This window comes from Arthrobacter sp. ISL-5 (assembly GCF_018613835.1).
Classification (GTDB): Bacteria; Actinomycetota; Actinomycetes; order Actinomycetales; family Micrococcaceae; genus Arthrobacter.
On record NZ_JAGGPM010000014.1, the window covers coordinates 1 to 26,344 of the forward strand.

A 26,344-nucleotide genomic window follows, 5' to 3' on the forward strand; every position below is an offset into this window, starting at 1 on the left:
AAGCTCCATTTTCCTTGAAAAGGCGGGCATTCTCGGTTTAAATCGCCGACCGAAACCCAACCAACATCGGTGGATCAAGGCTTAGGCGTCGGCTGCTGGCCACCCTGGCCCGGGCTGAAACGCAAAAGCGGCCCCGCACCGCATGAGCGGCCCCGGGCAGGGCCGTTCGTGCGGGGCAGGGCCGCCAGAGCTGGTGGCTATAGAGTGCCGGTCGCGATGTTCAGCATGCGCCGGAGAGGCTCGGCTGCACCCCACAGGAGCTGGTCGCCCACAGTGAAGGCGCTGATGTACTGCGGGCCCATCTCCAGCTTGCGGATGCGGCCCACCGGGATGTCCAGGGTGCCGGAGGCAGCCACCGGGGTGAGGTCGGCCATCGACGCTTCCTTGGTGTTGGGGACAACCTTGGCCCACTCGTTGTCTTCATCGAGCAGCTTCTCGATTTCGGCAACGGACAGGTCTTCGCGCAGCTTGAGGGTGAGCGCCTGGGAGTGCGAACGCATGGCGCCGATCCGGATGCACAGGCCGTCCATGACGATGTGGTTCTCATCGGAGGTGCCGAGGATCTTGTTGGTCTCGACACCTGCCTTCCACTCTTCCTTGGACTGGCCGTTCCCCAGGTCCGCGTCGATCCAGGGGATCAGGGAACCGGCCAGCGGAACGCCGAACTGCGTGGCGTCGATGTCGGTGCGCTGGTGGGCCAGGACCTTGCGGTCGATGTCCAGAATGGCCGACGCCGGGTCGTCCAGTTCCGTGCTGACCTCGGCATTGAGCGTGCCGAACTGGCTGAGGAGCTCGCGCATGTGCCGTGCACCGCCGCCGGACGCAGCCTGGTAGGTCATGGACGTGCCCCACTCGACGAGGCCGTTCTTGAACAGGCCGCCGAGGCCCATCAGCATGCAGGACACGGTGCAGTTGCCGCCGATGAAGTCCTTGGTGCCGTTGGCGAGGCCTTTGTCGATGACGTCGCGGTTGATCGGGTCCAGCACGATGATGGAGTCATCGTTCATGCGCAGCGTCGAGGCGGCGTCGATCCAGAGGCCGTCCCAGCCGCGGCTGCGCAGCTCGCCGTGGACCTGCTTGGTGTAGTCGCCGCCCTGGGCGGTGACGATAATCGGCAGCTTCGCCAGCGTCTCGACGTCGAACGCGTCTTCGAGCTTGCCGGCCCCGTCTGCAAACGACGGGGCGGCACCTCCTGCGTTTGAGGTGGAGAAAAATACCGGGTTGATGTTGGCGAAGTCGCCCTCGTCCTGCATGCGCTGCATCAGGACGGAACCGACCATGCCACGCCAACCGACCAGTCCAACGGACGGAGTAGCTGCTGTAGTCATTGGGCCAGTTTAGACTTTGGAACCGGCCGGGCGCAGTCGGTTACGTCACTCCCTGGCTCAGCCGGATTCGTCGGAGGGGTAAAGCTACTCAACGGGGCGGGCCAGGTTGCTGGCTTTCCGCAGCTTCTCGGCCCGCCGCTCCTTGAAATAGCTGGCCCAAGCGAAAGTGAAGGGATAGAGGCATGCGGGAAACACCCACCATACTTCGCCCAGAATGTGCCACGTACCCTGGATGGCGATCTGGACGACGCCGTAGATGAGGCCTCCCATGCAGGCGGTGAGGAGGATGGCAAGGAAGAGCAGGCCGCCGGAGCTGTTGACGGGCTTGACCAGGCCGCCGCCGTCGTCTTTGCGGACTCCGTATTCGGCCGGCGTGTAGCCGACCATCTCGCCGTTCTCCGCCCTGCGGTAGATCAGCTGGTCGTTTGAATTGCGGGACGGCACGTAGCCGGGGTCCTGCGGAACTCCCTGGCTACGCCGCGCCACGGGTATCCTCGATCGCGGCGAGCAGCCCGGCGTCGTCCAGGCCCGCGGTTTCAGCGACCTCATCCTTGTCGAAGTCCGGGATGCCGGTAGTCCAGGTGTCGTCTTCACGCCGGATCAGCAGGTGCTGTTCCGAACCCACGGTTTTGAATACGAGATACGCGGAACCGCCTTGGTTCTGCTCGACATGCTGCCGCACCACTCGAAGAGTCGCTTCCGCGGGCGTGATGGCGGGGTCTTGGGCAAAGACGAACCAGGTTCCCAGCAGCCGTGGCTGGAGCATCAGGGACACTCCCGGTGCTTCCAGGAGAGCCACGTTGTCCATGGTTTCGCCGGTCAGAAGGGAGATTTCCGTCCAACGGGTCGCTTTTCCGAGGGCTGTGGCGACTGCGGCTGCGACTCCGGTCACGCCCAGGTCCCCGTCCTCGTCGACGGTTGCCATGTCCCGCGCCATCAGCGACGAGGCGCCGGCGGTGGACAAGGTAACGTCGTCCACCATTTCCTCGGCACGGAAGACGCTGACGGATCGGTCCCGGGCCGGCCCTTCGAAAACATTGAGCAGATAGGCAAACTCGCCCACACCGAAGCCGATGACGTCGACGCCGAGGCGAGGCTCCTGCTGGGTCTGGTCCTGAACAGTCATGCTGGTCTCCTAATCGCCGAACCCGAAGAACTTACCCACGGACTTGCCCGCGTCTTTTAGCGTATCCGCCGTATCGCTGACGAACTTACCGGGATCCTTCACAGCGTTGACGATGCCCTCGCCGACGTTCTTTCCTACGCTGCTGATGGTGTCCCAGTTCTCGTATATGGCAATACCGACGCTGGCGACCTGGCAGACGGTCCCGGCCGGTGGCGGCAGGAAGCATCCGATGCCGAGGGCTGTCTTGCCCACGCCGGCAAGTCCACCCTGGACATCGCCCGTGGAAAAGCTCTTGTACGAGTCGTAGGCACTGAACCCAACGCCGGCCCAGCCAAGTCCCCGGGCGAGCCCAGACTTGCCGAGCCATTCAAGCTTCGTTCCCGCACCGATCAAGGCCTTTTCTTCCAATACCGGGGCGAGCCTCTCCAGCGGCCCAAAGTGCTTGTTGAGGTTCTTCAGGGAGGTAATGTCCGAAGCCTTCTCGGCGAGGCCGACCCCGCGGCTTGCTTTCGAGGACTCCCTCAGGAGGTCCTCGAGAGCGCGGGTCCCTTTTGTGGACTGCAGCAGGTTGCGGCTATCAAAAACGGGGCCGCCGAGCCGGTGCTGGCCCTTGGTCAGCGCCTTGATGAAGTCCGCCCGCTGGTTCTTGAGCACCCAACCGTATTGGCCTACGTGTTTGGCCACGGTGAAGGGTGCCTTGATGAGCTTGTGGATGTTCATTGCGTTGGCAAGCAACAGGCCGCCCGCTGCGCCTGCCAGCGTCCCGCCGGGGTCGCTGATGGTGCCCGGTCCGCCGCCCGAGCCGGGAGCGGCGTCACTGGCCCTTTCCTGCTCGTTGGCATTCTCGAGGAGCTTCCGGGATTCCTGTTTCAGCCGGGACGCTGTTTGCTGGATGAGGGTCCGGTGGCTGCCGTTCCAATCGGAGCGGAACTGGCTGGCGTCTTGGCCCTTCCATGAAGGGTTGTTGTTGATCTGGTTGGTCAGCTGCGTCGACGTCTGCAGCAGGTTGTCTGAGACCTTCCCGAACTGCTGAGCGAGCGTCCGCAGCTGGGCGACATCCGCGCCCCACAAGTCACCTGCCACGTGGCATCTACCCCCAAATAAGTGTGCGCCCGGTTTTGCGCGCTGGCTGCTGAATTCTTGGACCACTCTAGTTCCGGCTGGCCGAGGCCGCGATGGGCAGCGCTCCCCATCGCGGCCTTGGCCAGCCGGAACGGGCCGGGACTACTGGTGGTCGGTCTCCTCCAGCAGGGCGCTCTTGCGGGCGCGCAGCGCGAAAAAGGCTCCGAAGGCAAACACCTGTGTCACCACGACGAGCACTATGATGCCCGCTATCTTGTTTCCGCCCAGGATCATGGTCAGACCAACGATCGCGGACAGCAGGGCCAGCAGCGGCAACAGCATGTAGCCGAGCACAAAGAGGGTTTCCGGTTTCCTGAGCATGTCTCAGCCTTCCCTGCGGTTCCACTTGGTGAAGCGGTAGCGGGTGCCGTTGGCTGCCGTCAGCCAGCCTTCGCCGGGTACCGAAGCGCCCGGTTCCCAGGCGTCGTCGAGCTCCGGGGCGTGCGTATCGCCGTCGGCCTCGACGTCGATGGTGGTGACCACCGCAACGTTCGCAAGTTCTGTCGACTGCTCGAAGATTTCGCCGCCGCCCACGATCCAGACGGCCTCAAAGCCGGGCGCAAACTGAGACTCCAGCAACGCGTCGTCCAGGGATTTAACGACGACGGCGCCCTCCGCCTCGGGCGTCTCGCCCCAGCCGTCCTGGCGGGTTATGACGATGTTGGTCCGGTTTGGCAGCGGGCGGTACTTCTCGGGGAAGGACAGCCACGTCTTGCGGCCCATGATGACGGGATGCCCGCTCGTCACCTTGGTGAAATGCTTCATGTCCTCCGGCAGGTTCCAGGGCATGTCGCCATCTTTGCCGATGACTCCGGACGTGGTCTGCGCCCAGATCAGCCCGATTCCGGCCGTGTTCGCAGCGATCTCGTCGCTGAAGGTCTGCGGGTCCATGATCTCCTCGGTGCTCATACGGCGATCGGCGCCTTGATCGTGGGGTGGTGCCGGTAGCCGACCACTTCGAAGTCGTCCAGCGTGTAGTCGAAGATCGAGTCGGGCTTCCGGGTGATCTTCAGCTGCGGGTATTCGTACGGTTCCCGGTCCAGCTGCTTCAGGACCTGGTCCATGTGGTTGTCGTAGATGTGGACGTCGCCGCCGGTCCAGACGAATTCGCCGGGCTCGAGCCCGGTCTGCTGCGCCAGCATGCAGGTCAGCAGGGCATAGGAGGCGATGTTGAATGGCACGCCCAGGAACATGTCCGCCGACCGCTGGTACAGCTGGCAGGAGAGCTTGCCGCCGGCCACGTAGAACTGGAAGAACGCGTGGCAGGGCGGCAGGGCCATGTCCTTGAGTTCCGCGACGTTCCAGGCCGACACGATGTGCCGGCGTGAATCCGGGTTGGCCTTCAGGTTTTCGACGAGCTCCGCCATCTGGTCGATGTGGCCGCCGTCCGGGGTGGGCCAGCTGCGCCACTGGACGCCGTACACCGGCCCGAGTTCGCCGTCGGCGTCAGCCCATTCGTTCCAGATGGTGACGCCCTGGTCCTGCATCCACTTCACATTGGTGTCGCCCCGCAGGAACCACAGCAGTTCCACGGCAACGGACTTGAAGTGCACCCGCTTGGTGGTGATCAGCGGGAAACTCTGGCTCAGGTCAAAGCGCATCTGACGCCCGAATACGCTGCTGGTGCCCGTTCCAGTGCGGTCGGATTTGTGCGTGCCGTTGGCCATGACGTCGCGCAGAAGGTCTTCATAAGGCGTAGGGATGCTCACGCGTCCAGTCTACTAACACGTTTCGCTGGCGCAGTTTGCGCCGCGTTATGCCCGTGTCACGGTTGCTGCGCCGTGCCACGGCCCGGCGCAGAGGAGGAGTTCCGGGGCCCGTCATCGGACGCGTTCCAGGAGGGAACGGGCCAGAAAGAGGGAGTGGACCGGAAGCCCTCAGTCGTCGAACGGCTTGAACTGTTCCACGGCCACGACCTTGCTCTTGCTGCCGTGTGCCACGTGGCAGATCACCATTTCCCCCGGCGCCAGGTACGGGTCGGCGCCCGGAAGCAGGCCCTTCAGCCTCGTGTTCATGTACACGCCGATCTGGTTCAGGACGGTCGGCAGCGCGGGCCGGTGCGTGCACAGCACCACGGCGCGCTGCTTGTCGAACAGGGCCTCAACAGTCGCCGCCGTTTTCCGGGGGTTCCGGGCGTGACGGTGCTCCGTCAGCGCGTCCACGAGCTTCACCTTCGCGTCCGCGGCCTTGGCATACGGCGCGATCGTGGCCACGCACCGCTCCCAGGGGCTGCTGACCACACGCAGCGGCTTCCATACCCTCAGCAGCCGGCGCACGGCCTGGGCCTGCCGCAGGCCAGTGGCGGCCAGCGGCCGCTCGCCCTCGGCCTTGGTCCACGAGGACCTCGGCTTCGCCTTGGCATGGCGCACGATCACCAGCGGCCAGGTATGCAGTTCCTTCCGGGAATGCGCCGCCACCAGGAACTCAAGGGGCCCTATGTCGGAGGGGTTGGACAGCATCGACGCCGCCCGCTCCGGGGTGCACCACATGACGCTGTCCACTTCCTTGCCGTCGGGGCGCAGCGGAGAGCCGGTCACTTCCACGGCCCAGTAGTGCACTACCTTCAGCCCCGCCGGAACGTGATAGTGGATGGGCGGGAGCGGAATCCCCAAGGGCGCCTGCAGCCCGATCTCCTCCTCCACCTCGCGGGAAGCGCATTCGGGCACGGTTTCGCCGGCATCGAGCTTGCCTTTTGGCCAGGACCAATCGTCGTAACGGGGCCGGTGGATCAGGAGGACTTCCAGCTGGTCCTTCTTGACACGCCAAGGCAGGGCGCCGGCCGCCGTGACGGCGATCGGCTCGCCCGGGTGGTCGGTCTGATCCGCTGTGGGTGAGTCGCTGCTCTTCAAAGGCCGGGTCCTACCGCCTGGCGAGGGCGCGCTGCCGGGAGCGTGAAGCCAGGAGCCAGGACTGGACGTCGTCAAGATTCCCGTCCTCGCCAATGTGGTGGCGCGCCCATTCTCCCTGGCTGTCGAGGTGCCAGCTGGATGTCTCGGGGTCCATGTACCGGGCCAGCAGATCGGTGACGTATGCGGTGTCCTCACCGCCGGACAGCTGGACCAGCGCCTCAACCCGGCGGTCCAGGTTCCGGTGCATCATGTCCGCCGAGCCGATGTAGACCACGGGGTCACCGGCGTTGGCGAAGGCGAACACGCGTGAATGCTCCAGGAAGCGGCCTAGGACGGACCGCACCGTGATGTTCTCGCTCAGCCCGGGAACACCCGGACGCAGCGAGCAGATGCCGCGGACAATAACGTCCACCTTCACGCCCGCCTGGGAGGCGCGGTAGAGGGAATCGATGATGGCCTCGTCCACGATGGAGTTGACCTTGATCTGGACGCGGGCCGGTATGCCGGCCCGGGCGTTCCGGATTTCCCCTTCAATCCTGTCGATCAGGCCGGAACGCACCGAGCGCGGAGCCACCAGGAGCCGCTTGAACGTTGACTTCGGGGCGTAGCCGGAGAGCTGGTTGAAGAGCTTGGACAGGTCCTCGCCCACCTGCTCGTTGGCCGTCAGGAGCCCGAGGTCCTCGTAGTAGCGGGCCGTGCGGGGATGGTAGTTGCCCGTTCCGATGTGGCAGTACCGCCGCAGTCCGTCCACTTCCTGGCGGACCACCAGGGACAGCTTGCAGTGCGTCTTCAGGCCCACGATGCCGTAGACCACGTGGACTCCGGCCTGTTCGAGCTTGCGGGCCCACGAAATGTTGGCCTGCTCGTCGAAGCGTGCCTTGATCTCCACGAGCGCCAGCACCTGCTTGCCGGCCTCGGCGGCGTCGATGAGGGCATCAACGATGGGGGAGTCGCCCGAGGTGCGGTACAGGGTCTGCTTGATGGCCTGGACCTTCGGATCCGCCGCGGCCTGTTCCAGGAAGGCCTGGACGGAGGTGGAGAACGAATCGTAGGGGTGGTGCAGCAGGATGTCCCGGCGGCGCATCGCAGCGAAGACGTTCGCGGCCTTGGACGTTTCAGATTCGTTGAGGTACCGGGAAGTGTGCGGCACGTGCTTGGGATAGTGCAGGTCCGCGCGGTCAATGCCGGCAATCACCGACAGCCCGCGGAGGTCAAGCGGCGCGGGAACGGAGTAGACCTCCGATTCCTCCACACCCAGCTCGCGGATCAGCAGGGCCCGGATGTTCGGGTTGATGTCATTGGTGACCTCGAGCCGGACGGGCGGGCCGAACCGGCGGCGCAGCAGTTCCTTCTCGAGGGCCTGCAGGAGGTTTTCGGCGTCGTCTTCCTCCACCTCCACGTCCTCGTTGCGGGTCACACGGAAGGTGTGATGTTCCAGGACTTCCATGCCGGCGAACAGCTGGTCCAGATGGACGGCGATGACTTCTTCAAGGGCGATGAACCGGGCAACCCGGCCCGGCACGGACCCGGCCCGCGGCCCGTCGATCGAGATCAGGCGAGGCAACTGGTCCGGCACCTTGACGCGGGCGAAGAGTTCCTTGTCGCTGACAGGGTTCCGGACCACCACGGCAAGGTTCAGCGAGAGCCCGGAGATGTACGGGAACGGGTGCGCAGGGTCCACAGCCAGCGGGGTGAGGATGGGGAAGACCTTTTCAGCGAACATGGCGCTGAGGCGGTGCTGGGCCTGGTCGTCGAGTTCGTCCCAGTGCATGAGATGGATGTGCTCATAGGCCAGTGCGGGCCGGATCTGCTCGGCGTAGACCTGGGCGTGCCGCTGCTGGAGCCGGTGGGCGGCGTCGCCGATCTGCTCGAGGACCTGCACCGGGCTGAGGCCGGCAGGGGAGGGGACGGCCAGGCCGGTGGCGATTCGCCGCTTCAGGCCGGCCACGCGCACCATGAAGAATTCGTCCAGGTTGGACGCGAAGATGGACAGGAAGCTGACCCGCTCGAGGAGGTAGAGGTCGGGGTCTTCCGCGAGCTCCAGGACTCGGGCGTTAAAGGCCAGCCAGCTCAGTTCGCGGTCCAGGAACCGGTCCGGGCTGATTTCGCCCTCAGGCTCCAGGATGGCCGCGAATTCCGGGATGTCGATCCGGTCCTGGGTGGCGCGGGACGCCGGCACTTCGGAAGAACCGAAACGGGCGCGCGCTGGGGCCGCCGTGATTTCGGTGGTGGCTGTTCCGGCGGATTCCGGTTGCATGCGCTCTCCTTGATGCTGACGGGATTTAGCTTCAACCTTACAAGCTTTCGCCCCGGCGGGACCCGCAGATTTCAGCGGGTCCGGCCTGTGCGTCGAATGACTTGATTAATGTCCGGCCAGGGGCCCGTACATGACGTCAACGTCCCAGCGGGTGAAGCCGAGCCGCCGGTACAGCGAAACGGCCGGGGCGTTGTCCGCATCCGTGTACAGCATCACCGCGTGGAGCCCCTGCTGCTGGAGATGCCTGATTCCGGCCACGGTCAGCGCCTTGCCCAGACCCATGCCCTGCGCGGCCGGCGTAACGCCCACCACGTACACTTCGCCGATGGCCGGGTGGCTTCCGTGCCGGGGGTGCACCTTGGTCCAGTGAAAGCCAAGGAGCTGCCCCTCGCGGTCTTCGGCCAGCAGGAACCCCGCGGGGTCGAACCACGGCTCCTCCATCCGGGCCTCGAGGTCCGCCCTGGTCATGGAGCCCTGCTCGGGATGGTGCGCGAAGGCGGCGCGGTTGGCCGCAAGCCAGGCGTCTTCGTCCTTGCCCGGCACAAAGGCGCGGAGCGCCACACCGTCCGGAAGAACGACGTCGGGCAGTTCAGCGGCCGCGGTGGTGAGCCGCATCTTCCACAGCTCCCTGACGGGGCCGTAGCCGTAGCGGGCCGCCAGCACCGCTGCTCCCTCGTGGTTGCCGTGGGACCAGGCCCTGAGGCCGTCGAATCCGCGCGAGGACTTCAGGGTGCCCACGAGCCGGTCCGCGACGCCCTGGTTCCGGTAACTGGGATGGACGGCGATTTCAAGGACGCCCGTGCCGTCCGCCTCGTCCACCACCACGGCGAAACCCGCGAGGTCCTGTCCGGTTGCGGGATCGGAATCCTCATCGGGGGCGTAGAGGGCCAAGGTCAGCACCGAGTGGGGGCCGGTATCCGCGGCACGAAGCGTCACGAGGGTCTGTTCCGAGATGGAGGGATTGCCGTCGGATTCCTCGGCGGCAGCCAGCAGGGTTTTGATGTCCCGCAACAGCTCTACATCACCACCGCCTTTGACGACGAGTACGGGCCAATTCTCCGGATGCGCAGGACTCATGCTGTAAGGCTATACGCCCGGCAGGCGGGGGCGCCTGATTTGTGGCCTGCCCCGTTGGCCCGTATAGTCGTTATCTCATCCGGCTTCCCGGAGCAGTTTCCAGGAAGAAGTTTGTGAGGGGGATCCACCACTGGGGTGGCCTCGATACGTTCGACCCGTATGTCCTCCACTGAAGCGTGACGCAACGCGAAACGGCCCGGACTCGAAAGAGTCCGGGCCGTTTCGCGTTAATCCGCGTGTGGCTTTGAGGCCCTCAGGCCTCGGTGAGTTCGTCCTCCTGCTGCCGCACCAGGGTGAGCCGGTAGCCGACGTTCCTCACGGTGCTGATCAGGTTTTCGTGGTCGGCGCCCAGTTTGGCCCGCAGCCGCCGGACGTGGACGTCCACGGTCCTGGTGCCGCCGTAGTAGTCGTAGCCCCACACCTCGGTCAGCAGCTGCTGGCGCGTGAACACCCGGCCGGGGTGCTGCGCCAGGTACTTGAGGAGCTCGAACTCCTTGAATGTCAGGTTCAGGATGGCGCCGTTGACCCGCGCGGTATAGCTTGCCTCGTCAATAACGACGCCGGCGGCCCGGATTTCGGTGGGAAGGTCTTCCTTCTCCGGGACTGCCCGGGCAACGGAGAGCCTGATTCTTGCCTCCACCTCGGCGGGCCCTGCGGAGTCCAGCACGATGTCATCGACGGCCCACGCGGAGGACACGGCGGCCATCCCGCCTTCGGTGAGGATCAGCACCAGCGGAGCGCTGAGGCCCGTTGCCTTCAGAAGCTGGGTCAGGGAGCGGGCTCCCACGAGGTCTTTCCGAGCATCCAGGAGCACGATGTCGCAGGGATCCGTCTCCAGCAGGGCGGTGGGCTCGGCGGGGAGGATGTGCACCCGGTGGTTCAAGAGCTCCAAGGCAGGCAAAATGTCCACCGATGATCCGGTGCTGTTCGTCAGTAACAGGATGTGCGACATTGTTCCTCCAAGGGGCCGTCCGCGCATCATTGGGCGACTGAACCGGGCTTTCACCGGCCGGTACTGTGCTGGCTGCGGCGGGGCGGCAACGCTGGCAAACCAGCGCGTCCGGTTCCTGTCGCAGGAAGCGTAGCTGAGCTTTGAGTATACCTAACGGTCCACTGACAGACACTGATCCGCGCCCGCAGCGCGCCGCATTTGCGACATATGGCAGTCACATAGGGCAGGATTGAAACCGTCAGGGCGCGCAGCCCTGCCCGTCAACGGCACAGCCAGGATGAGGACGCAGCGAAGTTGAGTGCAGAGTCAGAGATGAGTACGCCATGGCCGCGCCTGAGGTGAGCGCTCCGGCCGCCGCCGGCCGCACGCTGAAGTCCTGGAGCATCGGTGTCATTGGCCTGGCAGGCCTGACCACCATCATCGCCAGCGTCTACCGGACGCAGGACGTCCTCCTGGCGGTGGCAATCGTTGTCGCCCTGGCTGTCGGCATCGGCTGGCCGCACTATCTGGGAATACCCGCCAAAAAAACCCTGGCCGCCGTGATCGGCCTGCCGGGTGCCGGCTCCGCCGTGGCCGCTGCCTATGTTGCCGCCCCCGGCTACCTCGACTGGACCCCCGGATTCATCGCCCTGGGCGTCACGGCAGTGTTCGTGGTCCAGCTGATTCGGGGGACCGGCCAGGCGCAGCGGCTGGAATCGATCCTGGGCTGCTGCGTGGGCGTCCTCCTCTCCTGTCTGGGAGCGGGCTGGATCGCGGGGGCACGGTTCAACGGGGTCAAGGAAATGCTGCTTGTCGCCGGCGTAAGCGCCGCCGTCGCGCTGCTCGCTGGCCTCATCCGCTGGCCTGACCGGATCATTGCGCCGCTCGGAATCGCCCTTGCCGGGCTGGCGGGACCGCTGGCCGGGCTGGTGTTTTCCGACATCGCCGTCCTCCCTGCCGCGGTGTTCGGCGTCGTAGTGGGGGCGGTCCTGGTCAGCTTCCGCCGGCTTGTGACCCTCCGCGGGACCCCGCTGAACTTCCCGGCCGCCCTGGGCATGGGCCTGGCGCCCGTTTCGGCGGTCGGTTCATTGGCTTACTTCATAGACAAACTACTCATCTCCTGACGCGTTAGGATGGCATCATGTCCGTACTTGCATATGAAATTTTCTTCCTTGTCCTGCTCGGCGTCGCCAGCCTGTCCATGGCCTGGTTTGCCGGTTTTGTGGTCTACCGCCTGTTCAAAGGCCAGAAGTAGAACCGCTTTCCCTGCTAGCAGTTTCCAGAGGTAACAGCTGTGCCGATTGAGATCCCCACAGACCTGACCCCCGAACTGGTTCCGCTTTCCTGGCTCATTGGTGAGTGGGAGGGCCGCGGCCGACTCGGGTCCGGCGACGAAGATTCAGAACACTTTTTCCAGCACGTCTCGTTCACCCAAAACGGTCTGCCCTACCTTCAGTACCGTGCGGAGAGCTGGCTGACCGACGACGACGGCACCAGACTTCGGCCGCTCACCGTCGAGACCGGCTTTTGGGCGCTTGAGCGCAAGCAAATTGAAGCCGACAGCGGCCCCGGCCTGATCCCCGGGGACATTGTTCCGGCACTCAGGAGCGCTGACGAGGTGGAGGCCCTCCGGAACACGGACGGCGGATTCGATATTTCCGTCTCCATTTCCCATCCGGGCGGGATCTCGGAGCTCTACTACGGCCAGATCAAAGGGCCGCAGATCCAGCTGAGCACCGACATGGTGATGCGCGGCAGCCACTCCAAGGAGTACAGCGCCGCAACCCGGATCTTCGGCCTGGTGGACGGAAACCTCCTCTGGCGCTGGGATGTCGCCGCCGGCTCGTCCTCGACGCGCGACGCCTCGTCGGAACCGGGCAACGGCCTCGAAGCCCACGCCTCGGCGTTCCTGAGAAAAGTTTCCTGAAAGGTTTCCCGGCAGGATTCCTGACAGTCGGAGCCGCTGGCTCTGTCCCGTCTGCCGTCCCGTCCGCTACGTTGGACTGAGGTCCCATATTCCTCTGCCCGCAGCGACCCAGGGAGCACCACGTGGATGAAGCGACAAGCCCGGCGGACTACAGCGACCTCAAGGCCGTGTACTTCAACGGCACGCTCAAGCGCTCGCCCCAGAAGAGCAACACCGAGGGGCTGATCACCGTGAGCCGGCTGATCATGGAGAAGCAGGGCGTGGCAACGCGGGTCATCCGGACGGTCGACCATGACATCGCCAGCGGCGTGTATCCGGACATGCGCGAGTACGGCTGGGAAACCGACGAATGGCCCGAGCTTTATCCCGCCGTTAAAGAGGCCGACATCGTGGTGGTCGCGGGGCCCATCTGGCTGGGGGACAACTCATCGCAGACCAAGAAACTCATCGAGCGCCTCTACGCCCATTCGGGGGAGCTCAATGAGAAGGGGCAGTGGGCGTACTACCCCAAGGTGGGCGGCTGCCTGATCACCGGCAACGAGGACGGGATCAAGCACTGTGCCATGAACGTCCTCTACAGCCTCCAGCACGTCGGGTTCACCATCCCGCCGCAGGCCGACGCCGGCTGGATCGGTCCGGTGGGACCTGGGCCCAGCTATCTGGATGAAGGGTCCGGCGGCCCGGAGAGCGACTTCACCAACCGGAACACCACGTTTATGACGTGGAATCTCCTGCATCATGCCCGGATGCTCAAGGATGCCGGCGGGATTCCCGCTTACGGCAACCTTCCGGAAGAATGGAAAGCCGGATCAAAGTTCGGTTTCGAAAACCCGGAGTACCGCTGAGTGAACCAATCCGGTGGCCGGGACCGCCGGGACCGGTCCCCGATTCCGACCAACCGGAATACCCGCCAAGCCAAGGACGTTCCCTTCATATGACTATCAAGAGCACTCTTTTGTCGCGCCCGGGAGCCGTCGAGGCGGCCGGCGCCGATGCCGGCGTCGCGTCCCACTACGGTGAGCCGCTGCGCGAGCAACGCGCCCTCGCGGCCGGTACCGCCGTCGTCGACCTGTCCCACCGCGGAGTGGTCACGGTCACCGGACCCGACCGCCTGAGCTGGCTCAACACGCTGTCCTCCCAGCAGGTCACCAACCTCCAGCCCGGTGAGTCCAGCGAGCTGCTGCTCCTGACCATCCAGGGACGCATCGAATTCGATGCCCGGGTAGTGGACGACGGCGGCACCACCTGGCTGATCGTCGAGGCCGCCGAGGCTGCCCCGCTGGCGGAGTGGCTGAACAAGATGAAGTTCATGCTGCGTGTCGAAATCGCTGACGTCTCGGACGCCTGGGCCGTGCTGGGATCCGCCAGGGCGGTGCCCGAGTGGTCCGGCCTGAAGGTCTGGCAGGACCCCTGGCCGCACGTCGGTGCCGGCGGGTACGCCTACTCGGTGGTTGACGAGGACCACCATCCCGGCGCTGAGCGCCCGTGGTTCGAATACCTGGTGCCGGCGGAGGAGCTTGAAGCAACGCTGGGCGACCGTCCGCTGGCCGGAGTCTTGGCGGCCGAGGCCCTGCGCGTCGCGGCGTGGCGGCCGCGGCTCGGCGCCGAAACCGACGACAAGACCATTCCGCATGAACTGGACCTGCTCAGGACGGCCGTGCACCTCTCCAAAGGCTGCTACAAGGGCCAGGAGACCGTCGCGCGGGTCCACAACCTGGGCCACCCGCCGCGCCGCCTGGTGTTCCTCCAGCTCGACGGCTCGCAGCACACGATGCCCGCTCCCGGAAGCGAAGTGCTGCTGGGGGAGCGCAAGGTGGGGACCGTTACGTCCGTGGCCCAGCACCACGAGATGGGACCCATTGCGCTGGCGGTCATAAAGCGTTCCGTCGCGCCGGATGAAATACTGACGGTCATGGACGGAACCGAACCGTACACAGCCGCGCAGGAAGTGATCGTGGCTCCCGACGCCGGACAGGTGGTCGGCAGGCAGACCGGATTCCTGAGGGGGACCCACAAATGACAGACTCCACCGCACCCGGAGCGGAACCCGCGCCGTCGCCCGACGCGTCGCAGCAGCCCGACGAGGAAACCCTCGCGCTGGCGCACACCCTCTTCGATGCGGCCCGCAACGGCGAGACCGAGGTGCTCCGCAGCTACCTGAACGCCGGCGCGCCGGCCAACCTGACGAACGCCGCCGGCGATTCGCTGCTGATGCTCGCGGCCTACCACGGCCACGCCGAGACTGTTCAGCTGATCCTGTACCACGGCGGTGACGCCAACAGCGCCAACGGCCGCGGACAGACTCCGCTGGCCGGAGCGGTCTTCAAGGGATACACCGATGTTGCCCGCGTGCTGCTCGACGCCGGTGCGGATCCCGACGCCGGCACCCCCTCCGCGCGCGCCGCAGCGGAGATGTTCGCCCGCGCCGACATCAAGGCCCTGCTGGGCTGAGTCCTTGGAGAATGTAGCCAGGCCCTGGCCCGCCCTCTGGTCCCTCGTCATCGGGTTCTTCATGATCCTGATCGACACCACCATTGTCTCCGTGGCCAATCCGAGGATCATGAAGGGGCTGGACACGGACATCAACGCCGTCATTTGGGTCACGAGTGCCTATCTGCTGGCCTATGCGGTCCCGCTCCTCATCACCGGGAGGCTGGGTGACAGGTTCGGCCCCAAGCGGCTGTATCTCTCCGGGCTCGTCGTGTTCACGCTGGCCTCGCTCTGGTGCGGCCTGTCCGGCACCGTTCACATGCTCATTGCGGCCCGCGTCCTGCAGGGCCTCGGTGCGGCCCTGATGACGCCCCAGACCATGGCCGTGATCACGCGCATCTTCCCGCCGGACCGGCGCGGCGCCGCCATGGGCCTGTGGGGGGCCACGGCGGGCGTGGCAACGCTGGTCGGTCCCATCCTCGGCGGCGTGCTGGTGGACGGGCTCGGCTGGGAGTGGATCTTCTTCATTAACGTCCCCATCGGGATCGTGGGCTTCATCCTCGCCTGGCGCCTGGTCCCGTCCCTCACCACCCATCCGCACAGGTTCGACATCCCCGGCGTGGTGCTCAGCGCCGTCGGGCTTTTCCTGCTCGTGTTCGGCCTCCAGGAAGGCGAGACGTACAACTGGGGCACCATCACGGGCCCCGTGACGGTCTGGGGCCTGATCGTCAGTGGCATCGTGGTGCTGGCGCTGTTCGTGGGCTGGCAGGCGGTGAACAAGGGCGAGCCGCTGCTCCCGCTTTCCCTGTTCAAGGACCGCAACTTCTCGCTCGCCAACATCGGGATCACCACGGTCGGTTTCACGGTCACCGCCTTCGGCCTGCCCCTGATCTTCTACTACCAGATGGTGCGGGGCATGACCCCCACGCAGTCGGCCCTCATGATGGTCCCCATGGCGCTGATTTCCGGCGGGCTGGCACCCGTGGTGGGCCGCATCATCGACCGCGTCAACCCGAAGTACATCACGTCCGGCGGGCTCCTCCTCATGGCCGTGGCGCTGTTCTGGAACTCCGCCCTCATGCATCCGGACACTCCGGTGTGGCTGTTCCTGCTGCCGAGTGCTGTCCTCGGTTTCTCGAATGCCGGGATCTGGGCGCCGCTCAGTTCAACGGCCACCCGCAACCTGCCGCCGCGGCAGGCGGGCGCCGGCGCCGGCGTCTACAACACCACGCGCCAGATCGGGGCGGTGCTGGGCAGCGCCGCGGTCGCGGTCCTCATGCAGGCCCGGCTCGCGGCCGAACTTCCTGCGGCGCCCGGTGCCTCGGGTGGCGGCGCCGGTCAGCCCGTGAGTTTCGGCGGCCAGCTGCCGGATGCCCTCCACGAGGGGTTCTCGACGGCGATGAGCCAGTCCATCATGCTGCCCGCGGCCGTGATCGTGCTGGGCGCCGCCGTGGCCCTGTTCTTCGCCCGTCCGAAGCCCGTGCAGGGCTGGGGCGGTCAGCAGCCTGCGGCGGCTGAGACCTCAGACGCCAAGACGCCATAGCCGGGCGTCCTCAGCCGAGCAGCACGCTGGTCTGGATGCCGCCGGTGGAGAAGCCCAGGCTACGTGCCGTTGTGAGCGAGCCCTTGTTGCTGACATCGGAGCGCCACTGCAGCGTCAGCCCGGAAGCCAGGGCCTCGTGCGCGGCGATCGAGGCCGCAAGGGAACCCAGGCCGCGGCGCCGCCACTGCGGTGCCACGAGAACGCCCATGTGGGCCAGGATCCCCTCCCATTCCGAGTACGCGCCGCAGGCCACCGGCACCTTGCGGCCGTCCTCGTCATGCATGACCGTGTAGCGGTTCTCGAGGTCGGAGAGCCCTACTTCGTTGACGTCGTCCGGCGGGCAGAGGCCCTCGAGCTCGATGGCCTCGGGGTTGCCGTGCGAGACCGTCAGTTCCGCGGAGAGCTGCAGCAGGGGGAGATCGTCCGCGAAGAAGAGCGCAGCCGAGCCCAAACCGTGCCCGCCGTGCCGGCGGGTGATGGTCAGCAGGGTGACGTGCTGTGCCATTTCCTCATCGGAGATCGCGACGGCGGCGTCCAGTGCCCACTGCGGGCCCACCAGGGCGGAGCTGCCGAAGAGGCGGACGAACTGGACGGAGCGCGCCGAGTCGTCGACCCTGGTGAGCCGCTCCCCGGTTTCCAGGGCAAGGGCGAAAGCGCCGTCGTCGAGACCCAAGCGGCGCGCCCAGGCTAGCTGGATGATGGCGGCGGAACCGGGCTCAAGACTCATGCACCAAGCCTACCGACCCCCGCCAACCCCGCCTCAATAAGCGCGAACGAACACTTAAGCCCCCGCCGGAAAGCGCGAACGGGCAGCTAATGCCCCCGCCGGAAAGCGCGAACGGGCAGTTAATGCCCTCAAAATGCGGAAATGAGGGCATTAACTGCCCGTTCGGGCCAAAGGGGTTAGCCGAAGAGGACCGCGGCTTCGTCGTACCGGTGCTGCGGGACGGTCTTGAGCTTGCCCAGGGCAGCTTCGAAGCCAACGTGGTCGATGTCTGTTCCGTTCAGCGAAACCATGGTGCCCCAGCGGCCCTCGACCACGGAGTCGATGGCGGCCATGCCCAGCCGTGTGGCCAGCACGCGGTCAAAAGCAGAGGGGACGCCGCCGCGCTGGATGTGGCCCAGGATGGTGGCGCGGGTCTCGATCCCGGTGCGGGCCTCGATCTCCGGTGCCAGCTGGTCGGCGATGCCGCCAAGCCGGGGACGGCCGAACGTGTCCAGGCCGCGTTCGGAGTGCGGCGATTCCATGTGGGCCGGAACGAAGCCTTCGGCCACCACGACCAGCGGGGCGCGGCCACGGTCGTGGGCTTCCTGCACCCATTCGGTGATCTGCTCGATGCTGACCCGCTGCTCCGGGATCAGGATGGCGTGGGCGCCGGCGGCCATTCCCGCGTGCAGGGCGATCCAGCCCACGTGGCGGCCCATGACTTCGGCGATCATGCAGCGGTGGTGCGACTCGCCCGTGGTCCGCAGGCGGTCGATGGCTTCGGTGGCGATCTGGACGGCGGTGTCGAAGCCGAACGTGTAGTCCGTGGCGTCGAGGTCGTTGTCCACCGTCTTGGGCACGCCGACGATTTTCAGGCCGGCGTCCGTGAGGCGCTTGGCTGCGGCGAGGGTTCCTTCGCCGCCGATGGCGATAATGGCATCGATGCCGAGCCGGTCCAAGTGGCCCTTGATAACTTCGGGCCCGCCGCCGTTTTCGAACGGGTTGGTCCTGGACGTACCCAGGATGGTGCCGCCCTGCTTGGCGATGCCTCGGACCACGGTGCGGGGAATGGGAATAATGTCACCCTCGACCACGCCGCGCCAACCGTCGAGGAACCCCACGAATTCGTGGCCGTGGATGGCGATGCCCTTGAGGACGGCGCCGCGGATCACGGCGTTCAGTCCGGGGCAGTCGCCGCCGCTGGTGAGGATTCCAATTTTCATTTCTCGGCTCAAATCCTGGTTCGAAGGTATACAGGCAGAGCGCCACGCTGAGCTCACCTAGAGTCTAATGGGCAGTGTGGGGCAGGACACAAACGGTTACTACGCGCCCCGCGGTGACGTATAAGTGCCCCCGTTCCGGCGGGAACGGGGGCACTTATGGTTAACGGTCGACGGCGGTCACCGGCCTTGCGGCGGTCCTACCGGTTCATGGCGCGCTTCTCGAGGAAGGTCTCGAGCGCGATGCCGTTGTTCTGGTTCGGCAGGATCAGCCACGCCAGAAGGTAAAGCACGACGGCCGGTCCGGGCAGGAGGCAGAAGAGGAGGAAACCGATCCGGACGAAGGCAACGTCCACGTTCAGTTTCTCGGCGATACCGCCGCACACGCCGCCCAGCCAGCGCTCCGGACCCCGCCTCAGGCCGAGGCCCCTGACAATGCTGAAGAATTTTTCCATGGTTCAAGACTTCCCGGTTGTTGAGCCGTTGTCACGTCCGCGGGCTGAAAGCAGGCCGCCGATCACCAGCGCGGCGCCGGCGCCGATCATCAGCCCGATCAGCACATACGTTCCGTTCAGGACCACAATCCCGAGCTGGGAGATGATGATGAGCGCGGCCAGTGCGAGCACCACAAGCCCCCAGACGATGGTGCCGACGCGGGCCGGGGCGGGCTCACGGCCGTCCGCTGGGTCGGATGCCGGCGCCGGAGAGGTCTTCGGTGTGGGGTCATAGCTGCTCATGTCAGTTGCCTTCCTGGATGGTGATGTTGCTGACGGTTCCGTCGATCTGCAGGATCAGGTGGGCGCCGGGCTTGTCGGAGTTGTAGCTGCTCTGCCTGGATGTGATCCCGCTGCGGCTGCCCGCGCCCTCGTTGAGGTTGCCCAGCGTCATGTCCGCCCTGACATCCACCGGAACCGTGCCCGGGATGATGACCGTCACGTTGCTGGCGGTTACGTCGAGGGGGACCACGACGTCGGTGCCCATCGGCGGGTTCAGGTTCAGGCCGGTCAGGTCAACAGTTCCGCGGCCTCCGGTGATCTGGAAGCCCTCCCGTGCCTGTTCGATGCTGGCGGGGTTCCAGTCCGCGTTCTGGAAGCGGAAGCGGTCGCCGTTCGGCACGGTGTTGAAGATTCCGCCGACGATCAGTGCGACCACGGCGAAGAATCCGAGGATGCCCGACGTCCTGCCCCGGAGACCGGACAGGAGGATGCCCAGGCCCAGGACGGCCGCGCCGCTCGCCCACACCACGGCGTTGGCGGAGTCGCCGAGATCGACCACGTTGCCGGCGTCGAGAGCCTTGAGGGTGCCGCCGACCAGCAGGGCCAGGCCCGCGGTGATTGCGACGGCGGGTGCCCCGGGGCCGTTCGGCTTTGACTTCGGAGCGGGTAAGGGAGCTGGCACCGGTGCGGGCCCGCGGGGCGGAACGCTCCCGAAGCCGCCGTAGGGGGAGGATGGGATGTTACCCGAGCTGGCGGAGCCGTAGGGCGGCGTGGGTGCTGACGCCGGCCGTGCACCGTGCTGGGCCGTGGCGGTCTGGGTGCCGGCCGCGAACGGTCCCGCCGCCGGTGCGCTGTCAGTGGCGGCGTATCCATAGGCAGGCTGGGTGCCGGCCTGGGTGGCATTCATAGGTGCTCCGATGCTGTTCTTATTGCGTTGGGTGAGGAAGTAGATGAGGTAGATGACGCCGCCTACCCAGAAGAGGGCCCAGAAGAAGCCGAAGCCGTCGTGCCCCCAGCCCCAGAATCCGCCGCCCATGCCGGTGAGGCCGATGATGGTGGTGATGAGCGCGCCGGTCATGCCGCTGGTCCAGCGTCCGGCACCGGCTTCCTGGGTATGGATTCGGCCGTCCGGCTCAGGCAGGAGCGCCCAGGCGAGGCCGTACAGCAGGACGCCGATGCCGGCGAACAGCGTCAGCACGATGAACACGCCCCGCACGATCAGCGGGTCGATGCCCATGCGCTCCGCGATGCCGCTCGAGACGCCGCCGATCCAGCGGTCGCGTCCCCGGTGGATGCCGTGGCTGCGGATCCAGTCGAAGAAGTTCAGCTGCTGGGGCGGCTGGCCGTTGCCGGGGTGACCGGCACCGAAACCGGGGCCGCCCGGGCTGCCGAGACCGGGACCGCCGGGACCGCCGAAACCGGGGCCGCCCGGACTGCCGAATCCGGGACCGCCCGGCGGCGGGGTGCCGGGAATTTCCTGTGTGGGACGGAGGGGCGGGGGCAGCTGCTCAGTCGGCTGCTCCGTCCGCCGCCCGGTCTTCGATTCGGCCGGCGTTTCGGCCTGGGGTCCGCCGGCCTGCGCCGCACTGGACGCAGCGGTCTGGGATTCGGCGGGACGTTCTGCCTGCGGCTCGGTCCCGGGTTCCGGCCGAGGTTCGGAGCCGGATCCTGACTGGTCGTCGGACGGGTTGGCGGGCTGTTGCCCTTCAGCTGGGGTGGGGTTCTGCGAGTTCATACTTCGATCCTGCCGCGTGGGGCCAGAAGCCTCTATTGGGGAAGACCCTGAGCCGTCCCTGACTTACCCCTGGTCCACCCTCAAAACGGGCTCCCGAAACCCTGATCCGTGTTTGGATTGATGCATGACCACAGTCCCCGTCCGCCCGCCGCTGGTCCGCAGCAGCGACCGCATTGTCGCCGGCGTGTGCGCGGGCCTCGCGGAGCACCTGGGCTGGCCGGTGCGCATGGTCCGGATCGGCATGGCGGTGGCCTCGCTCGCCGGCGGGGCAGGCCTGGTGTTCTATGGATGGCTCTGGATCATGGTTCCCACCGCAGACGAGAGCGCCAAGCGCAATGCCAGGCGGCCGGCGTCGCCGATTGCCCCCGCGGTGAGCATTGCCCCCTCGGCGAGCATGCCGCCCAAGCACGCCGCCGCCGTCGACCCCCCGTTGTGGACCGGTGCGTACTCGCCCGGCTACCCGCCCGGCGCGGTTTCAACGCCTCCGGGCGGCTCCGCCCCCGCTGCGGGGCCGGGTGGCTACACCCCTGCGGCGGGTCCCGTGCCGTCCGTACCGTACGACGCCGGGGCCCCCTCCCAGCCACAGGAACCGTCGGCTGTTCCGAGCACCGGTGCCTGGTTCCGCGTCCGCAATATGCGCTACGGCAAGGAAATCCTGCTCGGCGCAGGGCTGCTGCTCGTTGCCGCGATCCTGATCGCCAGGCTGCTCGGCGTCGAGGTGCCGCTGGGGACCCTGATCCCGGCGGCTGCCATCCTCGGCGGTGCCGCCATCGCCTGGATGCAGCTCGATGAAACGCGCCGAGCGGGCCTGGTGGACAAGACCAAAGCGGACCAGGCCGGCGGATGGGCGCGGCTGGCCGCCGGCCTCGCCCTGGTGGTGGCCGGAGTGCTGGTGATGGTGTCCGGGTCCGGATCCTGGGAGCAGACCTGGCTGGCGCTGCTGGCGTCCGTGGCTGTTCTTGGCGGAGTGGCGCTGGTGCTGCTTCCCTGGGGCCTGAAATTCTGGCGGGACCTTGAGACCGAACGTGCCGGCCGGGTGCGCGAGACCGAACGGGCGGAGATCGCCGCACACCTGCACGATTCAGTGCTGCAGACCCTCGCGCTGATCCAGCGCCGCGCCGCCAACGAACACGATGTCGTGAGGCTGGCACGGGCGCAGGAACGCGAACTGCGCGGCTGGCTCTTCAGGGACCCAGCAAGGGACGCCGGACAGCTTTCGGACCGGATCAAAGCGGCCGCCGCGGAGGTCGAGGACGGCCTCGGCAATGCGGTGGACGTCGTGAGCGTGGGTGATACGGCCATGACGGACAGGCATGAGGCGCTGGTCCAGGCGAGCCGGGAAGCCATGCTGAACGCCTCCCGCCACGGCGGCGGCCCGGTCTCCGTGTACTTGGAGGTGTCCGACGGCGGCGCGGAAGTTTTCGTCAAGGACCGCGGCTCCGGCTTCGAACTCCACGCGGTCCCGGAGGACAGGATGGGGGTCCGCGAGTCAATTATTGGCCGGATGAAACGGCACGGCGGAACGGCCGAGATCAACAGCAGTCCTGACGGCACGGAGGTCCGGCTCAAGCTGCCGGCGGCCGCGGAGGACAACGGGGAAGGGAAGTCATGAGCACTCCAGCACTGGACGGCACGGCCGGGGATCGGGGACGGACCGTCCGGGTCGTGATCGTGGACGACCACGCGATCTTCCGTTCCGGACTGAAGACGGACCTGGACCCGCGCATTGAGGTGGTCGGCGAAGCCGGAACGGTGGAGCGGGCCATCGAGGTGATCGGCCGGACCCGCCCGGAAGTCGTGCTGCTGGACGTCCACCTGCCGGGCGGTCTGGGCGGGGGAGGGCGTGAAGTCATCGCCGGCTCCGCGGCGCTTCGGGGAACCACCAAGTTCCTGGCCCTCAGCGTGTCGGACGCGGCCGAGGACGTCGTGGCCGTGATCCGTGCCGGCGCTCGCGGCTACGTCACCAAGACGATTTCAGGGGCCGAGATCACGGACGCCGTGTATCGGGTCGCGGGCGGCGACGCTGTCTTCTCGCCGCGGCTCGCCGGCTTCGTGCTGGACGCCTTTGGTACCGCCCCGGCCGACATTGCCGACGACGAACTGGACAAGCTCTCAGCCCGCGAGCTCGAGGTGATGAGGCTCATTGCCCGGGGCTACTCCTACAAGGAAGTGGCCAAGGAGCTGTTCATTTCCATCAAGACGGTGGAAACCCATGTGTCGGCGGTGCTCAGGAAGCTGCAGCTCTCCAGCCGCCATGAACTGACCAAGTGGGCGGCCGAGCGCCGGCTCCTCTAGCCCCACCCATCCGGACGCTCTCTCACTTCCTGTCGCCCAAGCACAAACGCTCTCTCACCACCTGTCGCCCAAGCACAAACGCTCTCTCACCACCTGTCGCCCCAACACAAACGCTCTCTCACCAGGTGAGAGAGCGTTTGTGTTTTTCCGGCGGAAGGTGAGAGAGCGTGCCTACTTGGCCTGGCCCAGGAAGTCCTGCAGCCGCGCCACTCCGGTGGCGAGGTCGTCGTCGCCCAGGGCGTAGGACAGCCTCAGGTATCCGGACGGGCCGAAGGCTTCGCCGGGCACGACGGCAACCTCCACCTCGTCGAGGATCAGCGCCGCGAGCTCCGCGGAGGTCGAAGGACAGACCGGACCGTTCGCCGTCGGGAATTCCTTGCCGAGCAGGGCGCGGACGTCCGCGTAGACGTAGAAGGCGCCCTTCGGCGTCGGGCATTCAACGCCGTCAATGGCATTGAGCCCGGCGACGATCGCCTTGCGGCGGCGGTCAAAGGCGACCTTCATTTCGTCGACGGCGGTGAGCGGACCCGATACAGCGGCAAGGGCGGCGATCTGCGGGATGTTGGACACGTTTGACGTGGCGTGCGACTGCAGATTGGTGGCGGCCTTGATGACATCGGCCGGGCCGATCATCCAGCCCACGCGCCAGCCGGTCATCGCGTACGTCTTGGCCACGCCGTTGAGGATGACCACTTTGTCGCCCAGCTCGGGGACGGCCGTGGCGATGGACGTGAACGGGACGCCGTCGTACGTCAGGTGCTCGTAGATTTCGTCGGTGACTACCCACAGGCCCTTGGAAGCGGCCCACTGGCCGATTTCCGCCACCTGCTCGGGGGAGTATACGGAGCCCGTCGGGTTGGACGGCGAGACGAACAGCAGGATCTTGGTGCGGTCGGTGACGGCCGCTTCCAGCTGCTCCACTGTCACCAGGTAGTCCTGCTCCGGCCCGGCGAAGACCTCCACCGGCACGCCGCCGGCGAGGCGGATGGCTTCAGGGTAGGTGGTCCAGAACGGCGTGGGGACGATCACTTCGTCGCCCGGGTCCACGAGGGTTGCGAAGGTGTTGTAGACGGCCTGCTTGCCGCCGTTGGTGACCAGCACCTGGGAGGCATCGGCCTTGTACCCGGAGTCCCGGAAGGTCTTCTCGGCAATGGCCTTCTTCAGCTCGGGCAGGCCGCCGGCGGGGGAGTACCGGTGGTACTTCGGCTGGCTGGCCGCCTCGATGGCGGCCTGGACGATGTATCCCGGGGTGGGGAAATCCGGTTCGCCGGCGCCGAAACCGATCACGGGCCGGCCGGCCGCCTTAAGTGCCTTGGCCTTGGCGTCGACAGCCAGGGTGGCGGATTCGGCAATGGCGGAAATGCGTTGGGAAACGCGGGCGGCAGACATGGCGGGTCCGTTCTTCGCTTGCAGCTGGTTAGCTGAATGGTGGAATTCGACGGAATCTACTCTATGCTGTTCACCGGATCGTTCGAGGTGGGGCATGGCTTTGTGACTGCGGCGCAGTCAGGAATCCACCGCCGCAGGACGGTCCGAAACGAGGCTGGTTCGACGTACGCGAAGTTGTTGCGTAGACTAGTTCTCCGGTGTTGAAAACACAGATGATGACGTGTGCCTCAGGAATCCTGGGTGAAGCGCGGCCTCGATCGGTTTTTGATCCATAGGGTAGTGGCGCAATTGGTAGCGCAGCGGTCTCCAAAACCGCAGGTTGCAGGTTCGAGTCCTGTCTGCCCTGCGCAAGCTGTTCCGGCGGAAAGCCGGAGCAAGCGCAGCAACCATGGTTCAGTTCAGAGCCGGGCAATCCGACATTTTGCGAGGATGAGTGAGGAACAGGTGACCGAAACAGCTGCAAGCAGCTCCAAGGGCCGCCCCGCAAAGAAGGCCGACAAGGCCCGCTTCTTCGCTCGAATCGCGCTCTTCGTCCGCCAGGTCATCGGCGAGCTGAAGAAGGTTGTCGCACCGACCCGCAAGGAACTGATTAACTACACGCTCGTGGTGCTGGTATTCGTGGTCATCATGATGGTCATCGTCACCTTGCTGGACCTGGGCTTCGGGACCGCGGTGAACTGGGTCTTCGGCGGTACAGGCGCCACGGACCGCTAAGGCGATCGGTCCGCAGACTGCGTGGGTCGTTCCGGAAATCGGAACGGACTGCGGAGTGTGCGGAATTGAGCCATTTAAATAGGCATGTTAGGCAATGAAGGAAGCAGGAGACCAAGTGTCTGAGCAGGAGCTCGAGGTAACTGAGACTGAGCTGGATGAAACCAAGGACGCAGCGGCTGAAGCCGTTGTAGGGTCTGAGGTTGAGTCTGCTGCACCCGATTCCGACGACGAAACTGACGCTGACGCCGAAACTGACGCCGACGACGATGCAGATGTAGCAGACGACGAAACTGACGCCGAGGACGACTCCGAGGAAGCTGACGCCGAAGAGGCAGACGCCCTCGCAGCCGCGGCCGCAAAGGCCGACGTCGATCCCGCCGAGGAGTTCAAGGGCAAGCTGCGCCGCCAGGAGGGTGACTGGTACGTCATCCACTCCTACGCCGGTTACGAGAACCGCGTGAAGGCCAACCTTGAGACGCGCATCCAGACCCTGGACATGGAAGATTACATCTTCGAAATCCAGGTTCCGATGGAAGAAGTCGTTGAGATCAAGAACGCCCAGCGCAAGGTCATCAACCGCGTCCGCATCCCCGGCTACGTGCTGGTCCGCATGGACCTGACCGACGCCTCATGGGGCGCCGTCCGCCACACCCCGGGTGTCACCGGCTTCGTGGGCAACGCCCACAACCCCGTCCCGCTCCGCCTCGACGAGGTCTTCTCCATGCTCGCCCCCGTCTTCGAAGAGGAGCAGGCCGAGAAGGGCAAGCCGGTCAAGCACGCCGCCGCCCCGGTGGACGTCGACTTCGAGGTCGGCGAATCGGTCATCGTCAAGGAAGGTCCGTTCGAGACGCTCCCCGCCACGATCTCCGAAATCAAGGTGGACTCGCAGACCCTCGTGGTGCTGGTGTCCATCTTCGAACGCGAGACCCCGGTCACGCTGGCCTTCAACCAGGTCACCAAGATCTAGCACCACCCACAG

At 66.1% G+C, this 26,344-nt stretch carries 27 protein-coding genes and 1 tRNA gene; 11 read left to right on the top strand and 17 right to left on the bottom strand.

All coding sequences use genetic code 11. The annotated features are described in order from the left end of the window. Nucleotides 1-197: 197 nt before the first annotated feature. The 11 genes from asd to J7I89_RS07475 all read right to left on the bottom strand — a co-directional run bounded on the left by asd (nucleotide 198) and on the right by J7I89_RS07475 (nucleotide 10,711). Nucleotides 198-1,328, bottom strand: coding sequence for an aspartate-semialdehyde dehydrogenase (gene asd / locus J7I89_RS07425; protein WP_214968748.1), 1,131 nt, complete (start codon nucleotides 1,326-1,328; stop codon nucleotides 198-200). Nucleotides 1,329-1,412: 84 nt separating this feature from the next. Continuing rightward, the gene (locus J7I89_RS07430; protein ID WP_214968750.1) at nucleotides 1,413-1,814 is read right to left on the bottom strand and encodes a hypothetical protein; all 402 of its coding nucleotides are present in this window, start codon (nucleotides 1,812-1,814) and stop codon (nucleotides 1,413-1,415) included. Continuing rightward, the gene (locus J7I89_RS07435; protein ID WP_214968752.1) at nucleotides 1,801-2,454 is read right to left on the bottom strand and encodes a hypothetical protein; all 654 of its coding nucleotides are present in this window, start codon (nucleotides 2,452-2,454) and stop codon (nucleotides 1,801-1,803) included. Before J7I89_RS07435 ends, J7I89_RS07430 begins: the two co-directional genes overlap by 14 nt. 9 nt (nucleotides 2,455-2,463) lie before the next feature. Further along, nucleotides 2,464-3,537: a WXG100 family type VII secretion target gene (locus tag J7I89_RS07440; protein ID WP_214968753.1), complete on the bottom strand. Its 1,074-nt coding sequence runs from the start codon at nucleotides 3,535-3,537 to the stop codon at nucleotides 2,464-2,466. 141 nt (nucleotides 3,538-3,678) lie between these two features. Further along, the gene (locus J7I89_RS07445) at nucleotides 3,679-3,897 is read right to left on the bottom strand and encodes an NF038396 family protein (protein WP_056629959.1); all 219 of its coding nucleotides are present in this window, start codon (nucleotides 3,895-3,897) and stop codon (nucleotides 3,679-3,681) included. 3 nt (nucleotides 3,898-3,900) lie between these two features. Next, nucleotides 3,901-4,485, bottom strand: coding sequence for a dihydrofolate reductase (locus J7I89_RS07450; protein ID WP_214968755.1), 585 nt, complete (start codon nucleotides 4,483-4,485; stop codon nucleotides 3,901-3,903). Beyond that, on the bottom strand, nucleotides 4,482-5,285 hold the full coding sequence (locus J7I89_RS07455) for a thymidylate synthase (RefSeq protein WP_214968758.1): 804 nt from the start codon (nucleotides 5,283-5,285) through the stop codon (nucleotides 4,482-4,484). The genes J7I89_RS07450 and J7I89_RS07455 overlap by 4 nt, the downstream gene beginning before the upstream one ends. A gap of 168 nt (nucleotides 5,286-5,453) precedes the next feature. Then, nucleotides 5,454-6,425: an NUDIX hydrolase gene (locus tag J7I89_RS07460; protein WP_214968759.1), complete on the bottom strand. Its 972-nt coding sequence runs from the start codon at nucleotides 6,423-6,425 to the stop codon at nucleotides 5,454-5,456. A 10-nt stretch (nucleotides 6,426-6,435) separates the two neighbouring features. Next, complete coding sequence (locus tag J7I89_RS07465) at nucleotides 6,436-8,682, bottom strand: RNA degradosome polyphosphate kinase (RefSeq protein ID WP_214968761.1); 2,247 nt, start codon at nucleotides 8,680-8,682, stop codon at nucleotides 6,436-6,438. 105 nt (nucleotides 8,683-8,787) lie between these two features. Continuing rightward, nucleotides 8,788-9,759 carry a mycothiol synthase gene (gene mshD, locus J7I89_RS07470; RefSeq protein ID WP_214968763.1) on the bottom strand — a complete coding sequence of 324 codons (972 nt, stop codon included), beginning with the start codon at nucleotides 9,757-9,759 and terminating at the stop codon, nucleotides 8,788-8,790. A 253-nt stretch (nucleotides 9,760-10,012) separates the two neighbouring features. Next, entirely contained in the window at nucleotides 10,013-10,711 is a 699-nt protein-coding gene (locus J7I89_RS07475; RefSeq protein ID WP_056629983.1) for a response regulator transcription factor, read from the bottom strand. Nucleotides 10,712-11,079: 368 nt separating this feature from the next. On the opposite strand from J7I89_RS07475, the gene J7I89_RS07480 reads away from it, so the two are divergent. The 6 genes from J7I89_RS07480 to J7I89_RS07505 all read left to right on the top strand — a co-directional run bounded on the left by J7I89_RS07480 (nucleotide 11,080) and on the right by J7I89_RS07505 (nucleotide 16,590). Then, nucleotides 11,080-11,814: a permease gene (locus J7I89_RS07480; RefSeq protein WP_214968881.1), complete on the top strand. Its 735-nt coding sequence runs from the start codon at nucleotides 11,080-11,082 to the stop codon at nucleotides 11,812-11,814. A 170-nt stretch (nucleotides 11,815-11,984) separates the two neighbouring features. After that, entirely contained in the window at nucleotides 11,985-12,617 is a 633-nt protein-coding gene (locus J7I89_RS07485) for an FABP family protein (protein ID WP_214968765.1), read from the top strand. A gap of 122 nt (nucleotides 12,618-12,739) precedes the next feature. Further along, a complete protein-coding gene (locus J7I89_RS07490; protein ID WP_214968767.1) occupies nucleotides 12,740-13,462 on the top strand; it encodes a flavodoxin family protein in 723 nt (240 codons plus the stop codon). Between the two features lie 89 nt (nucleotides 13,463-13,551). Further along, complete coding sequence (locus J7I89_RS07495; protein ID WP_214968769.1) at nucleotides 13,552-14,637, top strand: folate-binding protein YgfZ; 1,086 nt, start codon at nucleotides 13,552-13,554, stop codon at nucleotides 14,635-14,637. Continuing rightward, on the top strand, nucleotides 14,634-15,068 hold the full coding sequence (locus J7I89_RS07500; protein WP_214968770.1) for an ankyrin repeat domain-containing protein: 435 nt from the start codon (nucleotides 14,634-14,636) through the stop codon (nucleotides 15,066-15,068). Before J7I89_RS07495 ends, J7I89_RS07500 begins: the two co-directional genes overlap by 4 nt. A gap of 4 nt (nucleotides 15,069-15,072) precedes the next feature. Beyond that, nucleotides 15,073-16,590: a DHA2 family efflux MFS transporter permease subunit gene (locus J7I89_RS07505; RefSeq protein WP_214968771.1), complete on the top strand. Its 1,518-nt coding sequence runs from the start codon at nucleotides 15,073-15,075 to the stop codon at nucleotides 16,588-16,590. A 10-nt stretch (nucleotides 16,591-16,600) separates the two neighbouring features. On the opposite strand, the gene J7I89_RS07510 is transcribed toward J7I89_RS07505, so the two are convergent. From J7I89_RS07510 to J7I89_RS07530, 5 genes are all read right to left on the bottom strand, one after another. Beyond that, complete coding sequence (locus J7I89_RS07510) at nucleotides 16,601-17,317, bottom strand: GNAT family N-acetyltransferase (RefSeq protein ID WP_214968773.1); 717 nt, start codon at nucleotides 17,315-17,317, stop codon at nucleotides 16,601-16,603. Nucleotides 17,318-17,493: 176 nt separating this feature from the next. Further along, nucleotides 17,494-18,519 (bottom strand): ATP-dependent 6-phosphofructokinase, encoded by a 1,026-nt coding sequence (locus J7I89_RS07515; protein WP_214968774.1) that lies wholly within the window; start codon nucleotides 18,517-18,519, stop codon nucleotides 17,494-17,496. A 197-nt stretch (nucleotides 18,520-18,716) separates the two neighbouring features. Continuing rightward, on the bottom strand, nucleotides 18,717-18,971 hold the full coding sequence (locus J7I89_RS07520) for a PspC domain-containing protein (protein WP_214968776.1): 255 nt from the start codon (nucleotides 18,969-18,971) through the stop codon (nucleotides 18,717-18,719). Between the two features lie 3 nt (nucleotides 18,972-18,974). Next, entirely contained in the window at nucleotides 18,975-19,253 is a 279-nt protein-coding gene (locus tag J7I89_RS07525; RefSeq protein WP_214968778.1) for a hypothetical protein, read from the bottom strand. Between the two features lies 1 nt (nucleotide 19,254). Beyond that, a complete protein-coding gene (locus tag J7I89_RS07530) occupies nucleotides 19,255-20,967 on the bottom strand; it encodes a PspC domain-containing protein (protein ID WP_214968780.1) in 1,713 nt (570 codons plus the stop codon). Nucleotides 20,968-21,091: 124 nt separating this feature from the next. On the opposite strand from J7I89_RS07530, the gene J7I89_RS07535 reads away from it, so the two are divergent. Together J7I89_RS07535 and J7I89_RS07540 are read left to right on the top strand one after the other, a co-directional pair. Continuing rightward, nucleotides 21,092-22,579: an ATP-binding protein gene (locus J7I89_RS07535; RefSeq protein ID WP_214968782.1), complete on the top strand. Its 1,488-nt coding sequence runs from the start codon at nucleotides 21,092-21,094 to the stop codon at nucleotides 22,577-22,579. After that, on the top strand, nucleotides 22,576-23,262 hold the full coding sequence (locus tag J7I89_RS07540; RefSeq protein ID WP_214968784.1) for a response regulator transcription factor: 687 nt from the start codon (nucleotides 22,576-22,578) through the stop codon (nucleotides 23,260-23,262). Before J7I89_RS07535 ends, J7I89_RS07540 begins: the two co-directional genes overlap by 4 nt. Nucleotides 23,263-23,433: 171 nt before the next feature. Here the strand turns inward: J7I89_RS07540 and J7I89_RS07545 are convergent, their stop codons facing one another. Continuing rightward, nucleotides 23,434-24,651, bottom strand: a complete 1,218-nt coding sequence (locus tag J7I89_RS07545) for a pyridoxal phosphate-dependent aminotransferase (RefSeq protein WP_214968786.1) — start codon at nucleotides 24,649-24,651, stop codon at nucleotides 23,434-23,436. Nucleotides 24,652-24,924: 273 nt separating this feature from the next. Here J7I89_RS07545 and J7I89_RS07550 point away from each other — a divergent pair. From J7I89_RS07550 to nusG, 3 genes are all read left to right on the top strand, one after another. Next, nucleotides 24,925-24,997 (top strand) — tRNA-Trp (locus tag J7I89_RS07550). A gap of 83 nt (nucleotides 24,998-25,080) precedes the next feature. Continuing rightward, entirely contained in the window at nucleotides 25,081-25,365 is a 285-nt protein-coding gene (gene secE, locus J7I89_RS07555; RefSeq protein WP_214968788.1) for a preprotein translocase subunit SecE, read from the top strand. Nucleotides 25,366-25,480: 115 nt separating this feature from the next. Next, nucleotides 25,481-26,332: a transcription termination/antitermination protein NusG gene (gene nusG, locus J7I89_RS07560; RefSeq protein WP_214968790.1), complete on the top strand. Its 852-nt coding sequence runs from the start codon at nucleotides 25,481-25,483 to the stop codon at nucleotides 26,330-26,332. The last annotated feature ends 12 nt before the right edge of the window (nucleotides 26,333-26,344 follow it).

Bases quoted from the DNA above. Each gene is read 5' to 3' on its own strand.
- asd (WP_214968748.1), bottom strand. From the start codon at position 1,328: ATGACTACAGCAGCTACTCCGTCCGTTGGACTGGTCGGTTGGCGTGGC.
- J7I89_RS07435 (WP_214968752.1), bottom strand. From the start codon at position 2,454: ATGACTGTTCAGGACCAGACCCAGCAGGAGCCTCGCCTCGGCGTCGAC.
- J7I89_RS07445 (WP_056629959.1), bottom strand. From the start codon at position 3,897: ATGCTCAGGAAACCGGAAACCCTCTTTGTGCTCGGCTACATGCTGTTG.
- J7I89_RS07450 (WP_214968755.1), bottom strand. From the start codon at position 4,485: ATGAGCACCGAGGAGATCATGGACCCGCAGACCTTCAGCGACGAGATC.
- J7I89_RS07465 (WP_214968761.1), bottom strand. From the start codon at position 8,682: ATGCAACCGGAATCCGCCGGAACAGCCACCACCGAAATCACGGCGGCC.
- mshD (WP_214968763.1), bottom strand. From the start codon at position 9,759: ATGAGTCCTGCGCATCCGGAGAATTGGCCCGTACTCGTCGTCAAAGGC.
- J7I89_RS07475 (WP_056629983.1), bottom strand. From the start codon at position 10,711: ATGTCGCACATCCTGTTACTGACGAACAGCACCGGATCATCGGTGGAC.
- J7I89_RS07495 (WP_214968769.1), top strand. From the start codon at position 13,552: ATGACTATCAAGAGCACTCTTTTGTCGCGCCCGGGAGCCGTCGAGGCG.
- J7I89_RS07500 (WP_214968770.1), top strand. From the start codon at position 14,634: ATGACAGACTCCACCGCACCCGGAGCGGAACCCGCGCCGTCGCCCGAC.
- J7I89_RS07510 (WP_214968773.1), bottom strand. From the start codon at position 17,317: ATGAGTCTTGAGCCCGGTTCCGCCGCCATCATCCAGCTAGCCTGGGCG.
- J7I89_RS07515 (WP_214968774.1), bottom strand. From the start codon at position 18,519: ATGAAAATTGGAATCCTCACCAGCGGCGGCGACTGCCCCGGACTGAAC.
- J7I89_RS07520 (WP_214968776.1), bottom strand. From the start codon at position 18,971: ATGGAAAAATTCTTCAGCATTGTCAGGGGCCTCGGCCTGAGGCGGGGT.
- J7I89_RS07525 (WP_214968778.1), bottom strand. From the start codon at position 19,253: ATGAGCAGCTATGACCCCACACCGAAGACCTCTCCGGCGCCGGCATCC.
- J7I89_RS07530 (WP_214968780.1), bottom strand. From the start codon at position 20,967: ATGAACTCGCAGAACCCCACCCCAGCTGAAGGGCAACAGCCCGCCAAC.
- J7I89_RS07535 (WP_214968782.1), top strand. From the start codon at position 21,092: ATGACCACAGTCCCCGTCCGCCCGCCGCTGGTCCGCAGCAGCGACCGC.
- J7I89_RS07540 (WP_214968784.1), top strand. From the start codon at position 22,576: ATGAGCACTCCAGCACTGGACGGCACGGCCGGGGATCGGGGACGGACC.
- J7I89_RS07545 (WP_214968786.1), bottom strand. From the start codon at position 24,651: ATGTCTGCCGCCCGCGTTTCCCAACGCATTTCCGCCATTGCCGAATCC.
- secE (WP_214968788.1), top strand. From the start codon at position 25,081: ATGAGTGAGGAACAGGTGACCGAAACAGCTGCAAGCAGCTCCAAGGGC.